Below are 12,372 nucleotides of genomic sequence, written 5' to 3' on the forward strand. Positions count from 1 at the left end.
ACCTGCACCCTGCAAGTGCCTTCCGTGACAGGAAACTTGGACCCTCAGCAAGTCCTATTTTCCCTGATCAGAAGGCACTTCTTCGTTTCTGCCCAGTCCTTGGACACCCCTTAACGAAGGGTCGAGGCTAACACGATCTCTGCTGGCGGGATTTGATCAAGCGGCGCCAGCAATTGAGGGCGCAGGCGAGGCTGACCAGGCTGTCGTGGATGTCCAGGCGTCGTTCCCAGCGGATGGCGAGCCGGCGGAACTGGTGCAGCAGCGCGATGCTCTGTTTCACGACGTAGCGCAGCTTGCCCAGGCCCTTGATCCGGTTGGTCTTGCGACGCGGGATGACCGGCTGAGTGCCGCGTTCGCGGCATGCTTGGCGGAAGGCTTCGCTGTCGTAGCCCTTGTCGGCGAGCAGGACATCGAACCGGCGGCTCGGGCGGCCGCGACGTCCGGTGATGGGTGGGTAGCCGTCGAGCAGGTCGATCGCGCGGCTGATGTCCGGCACGTTAGCGCCCGAGGTCAGCACGTAGATCGGGGTGCCGTTTCCGTCGCAGATCAGATGATGCTTGGAACCCGGCTTGCCGCGGTTGACCGGCGACGGACCTGTGCCGGCACCCCCCTTTTCGCGTCGATGTGGCTCCCGTCGACAACCGCCCTCGACCAGTCCAGTTCGTTGGCCGCGTTCAGTTGCGCGAGCAGGATCCGGTGCAGTTCGTCGAACACACCGGCGTCGGTCCAGCGTTTGATCCGCCGCCAGCACGTCATACCCGAGCCGAAGCCGAGTTCCTGCGGCAGGTCTTCCCACCCGATCCCGGTGTGCAGCACGTACAAGATGCCTTGCAGGCACTGCCGATCGGGAACCGGCCGCGGACCGGGTGCCTTGGCCGGCCAGGGCGGTAGCAACGGCTCGAGTAGCTGCCACAACTGATCATCGACGATCCACGGCTTGCTCACACCCGACCGAACGAGACCGATCTTCACCTCGTCGCGCTGATCAACATCGATTCAGCGGATCGTGTTAGCAGCTCTAAGTCCCTGCCACGGTTCGGAGCGATGTTGGATCTTGCTCAAATGCATCAAGCTCGATTCCTGAAATGTAGGCGAGAGCCTGCGCCCCTATTCCGTTCTCTGCTCGGGCGCGTGCGCAGCGGTTGATTACCGCCGTTACGAGCGGGAAGGCGGCCCTGAGGACTCCGCTACGCAACGGTGCGTCCGTAATTCCGCCATGCAATACGAGATTGCGATGCCGGTAAAGGGCGCGGAATGTGCGAACCAGAGACATTCGCGTGTCCTTCATGACGGAAGCGCTGTTCAGGGCGGGCAACATTTTTCAGGTGTACGCGCATCCTGTCAGATGCGTCGGGCCGACCCACCGTGCGTCACAACGCTTGACGCCTCACGGCCGGCCGCCGCGCATGGTCGGCGGCACGAGAGGGCGCCACTCGGTCCGCGTGGCGGGCCAGCAGCCAGCCGCGAGTACCGCAGGCTCCGAATACCGTGTCTCTCCGGCAATCAGGAACACGGTCGAGGCAGTCGTCGGCGGTGTCGTCGGGCACCCCGCAGACTCCGACGTCACTGCTGCTCGCGCGGCGGGACGCGCATGAACGGTTGCGGCATGTCATGCACACCGGGGCGCTGACCGCAACGCAGCAGCGCGAGGTCGCCGAACTCGCCACACCCGCCGGCGGCAGGGCGCCACTCATGCGGCCGCAGCCGTTGCCTGCGGCGTGGCTCGGCCGGTTCGATCGGCCGGAACCGTTGTCATACGTGGCGGTCGAGCCGCTGCTAGTCGCCGAGGTCAGGGTGAGCAGGCGACGGTCGCCGCATAGGTCGGCCTCGATGCAAATACGCCTGCTCGCAGGGGGTATTCGACGACCAGTACTGCCTGCGGGCCGGTCATAATTCAATGTCCCGGCCGGTGCAAGCAGGAGTTGTGCCGCGTGCCGCGCGGAGCCTCACCGGGGGCAGTCGGCCGCGGCGGCTGCCCGGTGTTTGTCAGCGTGTGGCGTGGAATGCCTCCACCGCCGCGGCCGGGATACGGCCACGTCCGGACACCTGGTAGCCGTTCTTGCCGGCCCATTCCCAGATGGCCTGGTTCCGGTCGCGGTTGTCCTGCGGCGAAGCGACCGCCGGGGCCGGCCCTCGGGTGGTGGTCCAGAACGGCTTCGGCCGGGACGGTGGACACGGCCGCAGGCGCCCGACTTAAGGGTTCGCTGCCCCAGTCTGTCCGCCGGCAGATCTCGATGGGTCGCTCCCGCAACGCTGGGACGAGCCGTGCATGGAAGGTTGCGCTGCCACCGGCGTAGCAGCGCGTTGTCGCGTGTTCCGAAAGGAGGGCCACTGCGAGAAACACGGTGAGTGCGAGCTGAACGTCGTCGATCCGGTGTGTTTCTCCTACTCCTCTGCTGATTTCGCACGGATCTTGCGGGCTAGGCGCTTGATCAACGCCACCAAGGTGCTGGCTACCTCATGACTGGGCCGGCTGGCTGGTGTGGACGGCTGCGTAGGAATACATCGCCAGCACCGCGAACGTTATCGCCTGTCCCAGGAGCAGCGACCATGACGGCAACAGGTAGTCGTACGGGAGCGAGGCCAGCCAGACAGCACTCAGCGGGGTGGAGGCCGCTGCGCCGAGGATGAGCCAGCCGACGCGCCCCGGCGTCCGCGATAGGTTCTGTCGGGTGGCCTTCCGCGACACGAGGAGCACGTAAACCGATCCCACCAGCAGGAGTGCACTCATCACGATGCCGAACTGGAACGCTTCGCCGGGCACGGCGTCGAGGCAGGCCTTGGACGGTTGCTTGCCGCGGCCGGAGCAGAGGCGGATCTCGACATCGTTGGCCGCGCCGCCGACGAGGAACATCGCGATCACCGGGCCGACCACCGTCGCCACGAGTCGCGCCGCGGTGATCATCGGCCCGAGGTGCGCGAAGGGCGCTGCGGCCAAGACGATTGCATAGAACATGCCGAGAATCGAGAGGCAGAACACCGGACCGAGGAGAAAGAATCCGGAGTATGTCAATCCCTGGTCGGCCGGGCCGCTGGCGACCTGACCGTAGGTGATGGCGCAGATGATCAGCGCGACGAGCGTAGTGAACAGGACCACCGTGGTGTCGCGGTGGGTGTTCGTCGCCGCGTCCTCGGCTGACGGTCGGCGTAGATAGCCCAGCAATGCGCTGAACGCGAACGCGGCAAGAACGCCGGCGATCTGCGAATATAACCCGGCCGTATTCCCGAGGTCGATGTTCGAATCAGCCACCGCCATGAGGCTCCCTTCGACGCCTGAAACCTATAGGCCGGCGAACCCGAACACATCGCACGCTTGGGCGTCGAGACCCTCCACATCAGACGTCGGCTGATCGGCCGGAAGATGTCGGCGCCGATCCGATCGGCCGGTCCCGGGGCCGGCTTGTGGTCGGGGGCCGCCCGACGCGGCCGACGAGTTGGAGCTGTTGACCGTTCTGCGTGAGTGACAGCTCGGCCTGCACGAATTCCAGAACGCCTGGGACACCGCCGACACTTGGTAGATCGGTCAACATCATCTCGGATCACCATGCACGGATTGCGGCACGAGAGTGATACAGCGCAATGCATTTGCTTCGATCGACTCAGCTGTGCGCTCGGCCGCCTTCCTGGGCGAGCTGCAGCGGAATGCCGAAATGGAAAATGGCTCTGGCGGCTACATCAGCAGGTTCCGTGCGGGTGTTATCGACACGAAGATAGTCAGTGCGATCGTCGAACTGGCCTTCCGAACTGAGGCGATGCCGCTCGTCCAGTTCAAGCAAATTGCGCTGCGAAAACGCGACATCTCGCTTCGACGGCTTTTCAGCAATACGTGATGCGCCCTGATTTCGCTGCAGCCGCTCCTCTTGGCTCGCCTCCAGCTCAAGATAGAGGACTCGGCCTCCGCGTCGCCTGAACGGCTCCGCGAATTGCTCCACTGCCCGCTCGTCCTCCGGAAGGTCGAACGCCCATACGTACGTAAAGATCAGTCCAGGCAGGTCGCTGGCCGCGACCTCCTCGATCAGGTCACAACGAAACCGGTCGACCAGCCGCCCGAACGGCGGGCTACCAAAGGGGAAGAAGCGCAGCACAGGCTCGATCGCCAGGTGGTTGTGGAACAGCCGCAGGCCGGTCCGAGCAGCGATCTGCTCTCCCACGGTCATCTTTCCGACGGCAGGCGGGCCGATAATGAATAGTAGCGTTCCTGTCACGTTGGAAACGCTAACAGCTTTGATCTCGGGCTCGAAGCTTTATTTTTATATGATCGGATGCTCATGACTCCCGACAACGGGGCACGCGAGCACACTCACATCGGCAGATGAGTGCGCACTGCATTGAGTCCGCCACGTTGACGGTCGGCGACGGTTCTCCATGGTCGCGGGCCTGGCGTCCGCGCCGTTCCGGCGCCTCCGCTGCGATCTGGGCAGCTGAGGCCCCTCCTTCTTGGATGACCGGTCGACCGCAGTCGCCGTCGCTACGCCCGCGAGCACGTCGAGTAGTCGGTGTTTGCGGCTGCCGCTGGGAAGGTGGGTAGGAGCGGACCGCTAGACCCGCGGGTGTCACTAGTGCTGGGCGCGTCCCGCCTACCCTGCGTCTGTGCTGATCAAGGTGACGGCTGACTACGGGTGCGCCCCGCTATGGATCCGGCGCGAGCGGGACGAGGTCTTTCTGCCGTGCGAACCGGACGACCTCCAGCTCAGCCCGGCCTTGTCCGGCCGGCTCGGGGCCTGGCGCCGGTGGTACGAGTCGATGATCAACATCGCGGACCCGTACGACAGCCGGCCGGTCGAGGAGGCCGGGCAGGCGGCTCTCGAGGCGGAAGGCCGGCACCTCGCCGCGCGGGTCGCCGAGGAACTGCCGCACGCCACCGTCTGGTTCTACCGGGATCAGCAGCCGGAGCCGGACGGCCGGGCCGCCTGACCGAGCCGGCCCTTACCGGATGGTGATCGGGTTGACGATGTCGGCCGTCAGCGTGAGCAGCGTGAAGGCGCCGCCGATCAGGATCACGGTGTAGGTCATCGGCATCATCTTGAGATAGTTCACCCGGCCCGGGTCGGGCCGGCCCAGCCGCGCGGCGGCCCAGGAACGGGCCCGCTCGAACCAGGCGATGGCGATGTGCCCTCCGTCGAGCGGCAGCAGCGGCAGCAGGTTGAAGAAACCCATGAACACGTTCAGCCCGATGAAGATCATCAGCACTGTCGACCAGAGGCCGAGCGAGGCCGCCTCCCCGCCGATCAGGCTGACTCCGACCACGCTGATCGGCGTGTTCGGGTCACGCTCGGCACCGGTGATCGAGTGCCAGAGGGCGGGAATCTTCGACGGGATGCGCTTGGCCGACTCGTAGGTCTGGCCGACCATCCAGCCGGAGTAGGTCGCGGTCGCCCCGACGGCGCCGGCCGGGCCGAAGGTCACCTCACGAGGGGCGGAGATGTGCAGGCTGACGCCCAGGGCGGCCACGGTGGCGACCGGGCCGGCCGGGTCGTCCAGCGGCGGGCGCCGCACCGCGCTCAGGTCGGCGCGCGCCACGGCGGGCTGCCCGTCGCGGGTGTAGGCCACCTCCGCCGGGCCGGGCCGGGTCTGCCGGACGACGCGCAGCATGTCGGCGTAGTTCGCGATCGGCACCCCGTTGACGGCGGTGAGCACGTCACCGGTGCGCAGCCCGGCCACCTTGGCGGGCGCCACCGGGTCGGCGGGGGTGCAGGCCCGGGCGGCGTCCGGCGTGACACAGGCGCCGATCGTGATCGCGGCCGGCTGTGTGGCCAGGTCGGCCTCGTTCTGCGGGTAGTCGAGGTTGGGCACACCGACGTACGCGGCGGCGAACCAGAGCGTCACGACGGCCAGGGCGAACTGCACCATGACGCCGGAGACCATGACGACGGTGCGTTTCCACACCGGGAACCTCCACATCGCCCGGTGCTGGTCCGCCGGGTCGACGTCGTCGTCGTGCGGGGTCATCCCGACGATCTTGCAGAATCCGCCGAGCGGGATGGCCTTGAGGCCGTACTCGGTTCCGCCGCGACGCCACGAGAAGATCGTCGGCCCGTACCCGACGAAGTACTGGGTGACCCGCATCCCGAACCGCTTCGCGCTGAGCAGGTGCCCCGCCTCGTGCAGGCTCACCGAGACGAGAATGGCCAGCGCGAAGGCAACCGTGAACAACACCCGCATCATCACAGCGCCGTAGGTTACCGGACGTCCGCGACCCGTCAGGCCAGGCTGGAGGCCTGAAGAGTGACCGGCGCCGGGGCGCGGGCCGTCGCCCAGCGGACCGCCGCCGGGGTGGCCAGCCCGGTGAGCAGGAACATCGCGCCGACCGCGAACCAGCCCGGCCGCCCCCACCCGATGCACAGCCCGATCAGCAGCGCCGGCCCGAACGCCTCGGCCAGGCCCATGCCCAGCCCGAAGACGCCCAGGTACTGCCCGGTGGCGTGCTGCGGCGCCAGCGCGAACGACACCTCGAACCCGCCGCCCGCGTGCCACATCTCGCCGACCGTGTGCACGACCACCGCGCCCAGCAGGAGGGTCGTCGCCGCCCAGGACGGCACCCCGGCCGCCGTCGCGACCAGCCCGCACGAGACCAGGAATGCCAGCCCGGCCCGGCGGTAGGCCCGGCCGCCCGCGGCGGGGGAGGTGATCGACCGGCTGGCCGGCACCTGGAACGCCACCACGATCACCGTGCTCACCAGCATCGTCCCGGCGACCAGCCAGCGCGGCGCCGCCGTGGACCGCACCAGCCACAGCGGGATCGCCACGGTCAGCACCTTGAACTGGATCGCCATCACCCCGTCGAGCGCGGTGAGCAGCAGGTAGGGCCGGTCCCGCAGGGCGAGCCACCGCGGCGCGCCGGTGGCGGGGAGCGGCGGCACCGGTGGCAGCAGGAAGACGATCGCCGCGGCCGCGGCGAAGGCCACGGCATTTCCCACAACCATGATCTGGTACGCGGAAACGGTGCCTTCCTGCACGGTCCACCCGGCGAGGAGCGCCCCCAGCGAGACGCCGACGTTGGTGACCGACCGCAGATACGCCCGGAACCGTTGCGGCCGGTCCCCGCCGAACTCCCGGATCAGTGGACTGCGCGCCGCCAGCCCGGCCGCCTTCGCCCCGGTCGCCGCGCTGACCGCCACCACGAAGAGCCAGAACGAGTCGGCCAGCACGAACGCCGCCGTGGCGACGGCCTGGGCGAGCAGGGTGCCGACGTACACCCCGCGGGCGCCGACCCGGTCGGCGAGATGCCCGGCCGCGACGCCGACGGCCAGCGCCGCCACGCCCGCGATGCCCAGCCCGAGCCCGACCTGCCCGGCGGGCAGACGCACCGCCTCGGTGAAGAACAGCACCCCGGCGGTCAGGTAGAGCCCGCTGCCCACGGTGTAGACGAAGTTGGAGGCGGCGAGCACCCGCTGCGGCCCGCGCTCCGGCAAAAGTCCGCTCACGTCCACCCCCCGCAGTAAGGACCATCGGCCTTACTGCAACTTACCGGCTATTGCCAGTAATGGGCAATAGCTGGAAGATGCGCAGCGTACGGCCGGCACGCTCGTCGTACGAGCGGTAGGCGGGCCAGACCCGCAGCAGCAGCGGCCACACCCGGTCCCGTTCCGCGCCGGTCAGGAACGTGGCCCGCACCGCGGTCGTCACGCCCGCGACGGTCACGGTCGCGGCGGGCTCGTCCAACAGGTTGGCGGACCACGCCGGGTGGTGGTCCTGGCCCCAGTTCGAGCCGATCACCAGGTACGCGTCACCGTCACGCGCGTACAGGACCGGCCGTTCGCGGGGCAGCCCGCTGCGCCGCCCGCGCGTCGTCAGCAGCAGGGTCGGCGGCGCCGTCCGCCACCCGACCACCGAGAACCGTCCGCGGGTGAGCCGGATCAGCCGCCGGTCGAGCGGCATCAACAGACGGCCCCCGAGGGCGAACCATCGCCGATGACCGAGTCGCAGAATGAGATCGCTGAGTCGCACGGTCGGTCAAGATACTTCAATGCCGCAGGGCCCGGCCGGAGTTCGACCCGGTCCACGAGCCGGACGACCAGGCGACCTCGCCGTTGACATAGGCCAGGCGCAGCCCGCCGGAGAGGACCGCCGGCTGGTCGAAGGTGGCCGCGGACGCGATCGCGGCCTCGTCGAACACGGCCAGGTCGGCGGCATACCCGGCGCGGATGTCGCCGCGGCCGGCCAGCGCGAAGATGCTCGCCGGGCGAGTCGCCAGGTGCTCCGCCGCGCCCAGCCACCCGGCGCCGTCGTCCAGGTACATCCGGAGCAGCACGGTGAAGGCGGCATGACCCCGCGGGTGCGGCCGGGAGCCCAGATAGATGCCGTCCGAGCCGCCGCAGTGCCGGGCGTCCGAGGCGATCCGCCTGATGTCCTCGCTGCTCACGGCCGGCCCGGCGGAGATCACGGCGACCTCGAGCTCGCATTCGCGCAGCAGCCGGAGGACGAAGTCGGCCACCGGCGTGCCGGTCCGGTCGGCCGCGGCGGTGACGGTGAGGCCCTCCAGCGACCGGAAGGCGGGAGCGTTGCTGATCGTCAAACGGGACAGGCGGTCGGCGTCGAACGACAGCCGGGCCTCCCGCAGGTTCCGCAGGGTCGTTGCGCGATCCGTCGCCTGGAGGTGTGCCGGGAGCACGTACATGGCGAGCAGGCTGCACGCGGCCACGTACGGGTAGGAGTCGTAGGTCAGCGCGGCATCTCGGTGCAGGACCGGTTGGATCAGATTCCACTGTCCTTTGAGGTGGGACGCGTGGACGCGAACGCCCGACTCCTCGCCGACGCTCACCAGTTCCCCCAGCGCCCGCTCGATGTCGGCGGTGGCGGCGCGCAGATGGGAGGCGTAGACGAGATCCGCCGCCCGCAGAGGCTCGCACAGCGCGGCTATCTCGCGCGCGTCGCCGTACCGGCTGGGAATGTAGTCCAGGCCTGTCGACATCCCCACGGCACCGTCGGCGAGGGCGTCCTCCAGATGCCGGACGGCCCGCGACAGCTCGTCCTGCTCCAGGGGAACGGCCGACGAGGTGACCAGGGAGCGCAGGTTGCCGTGCGGGACCAGATAGGCGACGTTCTGCGCCCGGCGGTCGAAGCCGTCGAGCAGCTCCCCGACGGTCAGATCCCGGGGCGGCCCCGGCAGGCGCCCGTTGATCGCGGCGAAGTAGTCCTGGGCAAGTTCCCAGGTGGCCGCGCTGACGGGCGCCCACGAGCACCCGTCCTGGCCCAGAACCACCGTGGTGACGCCCTGCGCGAGCGCCGGCTCCAGGCAGCTCGCGGACCAGAGCGCGCCCTCCGCGTGGACATGCGCGTCGATGAAGCCCGGACACACCACGAGCCCGGAGACGTCGACGACACTGTCATCGCCGCCCGGCACGGCGTGGTCGGCGACCTCGGCGATCCGGCCGTCCTCGATCACCACATCGGCCCGGCCCACCGCACGCCGGCCGACCTGAACCACGGTCCCACCCTGAAGGATCGTCCGCACCGTCACAGCGTGAGCGATTGAGGTGGGCGGGGGCCAGTGGTTATCTGGGTGCATGTTTCGGTTCTCGCCGGGGCGCGGGCCCGCCGTCGCCGCGCAAGGCATGGTTGCCAGCAGTCAGGTGCCCGCGACGCTCGCCGGGCTGGAGATGCTCAGGGCCGGTGGCTCGGCGGCCGACGCGGCGATCGCGGCGGCCGCGGTGTGCTGCGTCGCCGAGCCGATGTCGACCGGGATCGGCGGGGACGCCTTCGCGATCGTGTGGGACGGTGCGGCCGCCACGGGACTGGACGCGGCCGGGCCGGCGCCGCGGGATGCGACACCGCTGCCGGTGCCGACGCGAGGTCCGCGGGCGGTCGATGTGCCGGGGGCGGTCGCCGGGTGGGCGGCGCTGAGCGAGCGGTATGGGCGGCTCGGCCTGGACGCCTGCCTGCGCCCGGCGATCGACCTGGCCGAGCGGGGAGTCGCCGCCGGATACCACTGCTCGGCCCACTGGCGGGGCACGGCTCACGCGCCCGGCGAGTTCGGGGCGGCGCCCGGCGTCGGCGAGGTCTACCGGCTGCCGGAACTCGGCGCCACGCTGCGGGCGATCGCCGAGGGCGGGCCGGACGCGTTCTACCGGGGGCGGGTGGCGGCCGCGATCGCGGAGGCCAGCTGGCTCACCGAGGGTGATCTGGAGTCGTACCGGCCACGCTGGGTGGATCCGTTGCGCGTCACGTACCGCGGCATCGAGGTCTTGGAACTGCCGCCGCCGACACAGGGCGTGGTGGCGCTCGAAGCGCTCGCGTTGCTCGCCGATCACGAGCGGCCGGGCTTCGACGATCAGGTCCGGGCCGTCGCGCTCGCCCTGGAGGACGCTTTCGCGTACGTGCGGGACGAAGCCGATGTGACCCACCTGCTGACGCCGGAGCACCTGGCCGCCCGCGCCCGGCAGACCGCTCGCCTGGGGCGGGAGCCGCAGGGAGGCACCGTCTACCTCTGCGCGGTCGACGCCGACGGCATGGCGGTGTCGTTCATCCAGAGCCTGTACGAGAACTTCGGCTCGGGCATCGTCGCCCCCGGCACCGGTGTGGTCCTGAACAACCGGGCGGAGGGCTTCGGGGTGGCCGGCGAGGTCACGCCGGGCAAACGGCCGTACCACACGCTGATGCCCGGCATGCTGCTCGACCAGGGCCGGTTGCGCGGGCCGTTCGGGATCATGGGCGGCTTCATCCAGGCGCAGGCACACACCCAGTACGTGTGCTCGGTCGTCGACGAGGGCCTGGACCCGCAGGAGGCGCTGGACCGGCCGAGGTTCCGGATCGAGCCCGGGGGCGTACGCCTGGAGGAGGGTTTCTGGCCGCGCAGCGCCGGCCTGCGGGCGTCCGGCCTGACCGTGATCGAGGACCGCGACCGTGGCATCTTCGGCGGCGGCCAGGCCATCGAGCTCCGCGACGGCCGCTTGCTGGGCGGCTCGGACCCCCGCAAGGACGGCATGGCCGCCGGCTGGTGATTCCGGTCAGGTGCGCGGTCGGCGACCGGCCGGCGGTGACCGAGGCACAGCGCCGGGAGGCGGTGGCGCTGTGCCGTGAGTCCGATCAGAGGGCGGCGCTGGGCTGCACGGAGGCGTCAACGCCGCCCTGGCTCAGTTCCTCAAGCGCTGACGCAGGTCACGGCCGGCGTGCTGACCGGTCCGGTAGCCCCGAACCCGAACTGGGCCGTCGCGCCGGGCCGCAGCGCCCCGTTCCACGACTCGTTGGCGACCGTGACCGTGGTGCCGGACGTCGTTGCGCGCCCGCCCCACACCTGGCCGATCGACTGCCCGCCGGTGAGCGTCCACGTCACCCGCCAGCCGGCGATGGCCGCGCTCCCGGCGGTCACCGTGACCTGGCCCTGGAAGCCGCCGTTCCAGGCCGAGGTGGTCTGGTAGGTGGCGGCGCACGACCCGGACTCCTCCGGCGGCGAGGAGGGCGACCCGGCCAGGCTGAAGGCCAGGTCGGGCTGGAAGGACCCGGCCGCGTACCGGCAGCCGTCGGCCTCGCCGGGCGGCTTCACCCAGATGTACGCGTCGATGTCGGCGTCGCCGGTGGCGGTGGTCGGGGCCTGGCCGATGCGGCGGTCGGTGTTGTCGTCACCGCACCAGTCGCCGGCCGCCCCGCCGTTGCGGCTGGTGTCGATGACCTGCCGTTTGCCGGTGATGCCGCGGCTGTTCAGCGCCGCGATGAGGTTCCGGCCGAACGCCGCCTCGTTCGCGGTCGAGTTGAAGTTGGACACGTTGCTGTAGAAGCCGTCGGCGTCGGCGATCCCGGCCGCGGCCAGCCGGTTCGCCTGCTCGGAGGCGCTGTTCCAGCTGGAGTGCCCGGCGTCCAGGTAGACCTTGCCGCCGGCCGCCCGCAGCGTCCTGGCAGCCGTGTGCAGAGCCTGGTTGCGCGCCGCGATCTCGTTCGCGCTGAGGCAGGTCAGGAGCGCGATCGAGTCGGGTTCGAGGATGATCACGGTGCTGCGCCCGGCCAGGCCGCGGGCGATCAGGTTCACCCAGTTCTGGTACGCCGCCAGGTCGGGCGCACCGCCCGCGCTGGCGCCGCCGCAGTCCCGGTTGGGGATGCCGTACAGCGTGAGCACCGGCAGTTTCCCGGCCGTGGCGGCCGCACCGACGTACGAGCTGACCTCTGCCTCGATGGTGGCCAGGTTGAAGTTCGACAACCAGTGCGAGGCGGGCTGGTTCGCGATCCGGTCGCGGATGGCGGCCGTACGGGAGTCGTCGGGGTTGGCAGCGACCCAGCGGGCGGCCGGGGTGTCGGCTTCGCGGTAGAAGTCGCCGGTGAGCGTGCCGGCCGAGGCTGTCCCGGTGGTGAACAGGGCCCCGGCGCAGGCGAGGACGGTCGCGACGACGGCCAGGCGGGTGGGAGGAGACACGGGCATCCTTTCACGTACGTCGATGGGAG

Annotated in this window: 11 protein-coding genes; 2 read left to right on the forward strand and 9 right to left on the reverse strand. The window is 69.9% G+C overall.

Going from position 1 to position 12,372, the window contains the following annotated elements; all coding sequences use genetic code 11:
* Positions 1-127 precede the first annotated feature (127 nt).
* From QSK31_RS00005 to QSK31_RS00020, 4 genes are all read right to left on the reverse strand, one after another.
* Positions 128-945 (reverse strand): IS5 family transposase gene (locus QSK31_RS00005; RefSeq protein WP_285680439.1). Its coding sequence is split into 2 segments (ribosomal slippage): positions 128-615 and positions 615-945, totalling 819 coding nucleotides; the frame shifts between segments, so codons are not numbered across the junction.
* A 1,041-nt stretch (positions 946-1,986) separates the two neighbouring features.
* Positions 1,987-2,184, reverse strand: a complete 198-nt coding sequence (locus QSK31_RS00010) for an Lsr2 family DNA-binding protein (protein WP_285680440.1) — start codon at positions 2,182-2,184, stop codon at positions 1,987-1,989.
* A gap of 274 nt (positions 2,185-2,458) precedes the next feature.
* Positions 2,459-3,256 carry a hypothetical protein gene (locus tag QSK31_RS00015; protein WP_285679717.1) on the reverse strand — a complete coding sequence of 266 codons (798 nt, stop codon included), beginning with the start codon at positions 3,254-3,256 and terminating at the stop codon, positions 2,459-2,461.
* Between the two features lie 343 nt (positions 3,257-3,599).
* Complete coding sequence (locus QSK31_RS00020; protein WP_285679719.1) at positions 3,600-4,205, reverse strand: ATP-binding protein; 606 nt, start codon at positions 4,203-4,205, stop codon at positions 3,600-3,602.
* 385 nt (positions 4,206-4,590) lie between these two features.
* Between QSK31_RS00020 and QSK31_RS00025 the strand changes: the two genes are divergently transcribed.
* On the forward strand, positions 4,591-4,914 hold the full coding sequence (locus QSK31_RS00025; RefSeq protein ID WP_285679721.1) for an immunity protein CdiI family protein: 324 nt from the start codon (positions 4,591-4,593) through the stop codon (positions 4,912-4,914).
* A gap of 12 nt (positions 4,915-4,926) precedes the next feature.
* On the opposite strand, the gene QSK31_RS00030 is transcribed toward QSK31_RS00025, so the two are convergent.
* The 4 genes from QSK31_RS00030 to QSK31_RS00045 all read right to left on the reverse strand — a co-directional run bounded on the left by QSK31_RS00030 (position 4,927) and on the right by QSK31_RS00045 (position 9,454).
* Positions 4,927-6,165, reverse strand: coding sequence for a M50 family metallopeptidase (locus QSK31_RS00030; protein ID WP_285679722.1), 1,239 nt, complete (start codon positions 6,163-6,165; stop codon positions 4,927-4,929).
* A gap of 35 nt (positions 6,166-6,200) precedes the next feature.
* The gene (locus QSK31_RS00035; RefSeq protein ID WP_285679723.1) at positions 6,201-7,424 is read right to left on the reverse strand and encodes an MFS transporter; all 1,224 of its coding nucleotides are present in this window, start codon (positions 7,422-7,424) and stop codon (positions 6,201-6,203) included.
* A 40-nt stretch (positions 7,425-7,464) separates the two neighbouring features.
* Entirely contained in the window at positions 7,465-7,878 is a 414-nt protein-coding gene (locus QSK31_RS00040; RefSeq protein ID WP_285679725.1) for a nitroreductase family deazaflavin-dependent oxidoreductase, read from the reverse strand.
* An 85-nt stretch (positions 7,879-7,963) separates the two neighbouring features.
* Positions 7,964-9,454 (reverse strand): N-acyl-D-amino-acid deacylase family protein, encoded by a 1,491-nt coding sequence (locus QSK31_RS00045; RefSeq protein WP_285679727.1) that lies wholly within the window; start codon positions 9,452-9,454, stop codon positions 7,964-7,966.
* A 100-nt stretch (positions 9,455-9,554) separates the two neighbouring features.
* Between QSK31_RS00045 and QSK31_RS00050 the strand changes: the two genes are divergently transcribed.
* Positions 9,555-10,940, forward strand: a complete 1,386-nt coding sequence (locus QSK31_RS00050; protein ID WP_285679729.1) for a gamma-glutamyltransferase family protein — start codon at positions 9,555-9,557, stop codon at positions 10,938-10,940.
* Between the two features lie 140 nt (positions 10,941-11,080).
* Here QSK31_RS00050 and QSK31_RS00055 read toward each other — a convergent pair whose 3' ends face one another.
* Positions 11,081-12,349: a glycoside hydrolase family 6 protein gene (locus tag QSK31_RS00055; protein WP_502872880.1), complete on the reverse strand. Its 1,269-nt coding sequence runs from the start codon at positions 12,347-12,349 to the stop codon at positions 11,081-11,083.
* Positions 12,350-12,372: the final 23 nt, after the last annotated feature.

Source organism: Actinoplanes sp. NBRC 103695 (genome assembly GCF_030269485.1).
GTDB lineage: Bacteria > Actinomycetota > Actinomycetes > Mycobacteriales > Micromonosporaceae > Actinoplanes.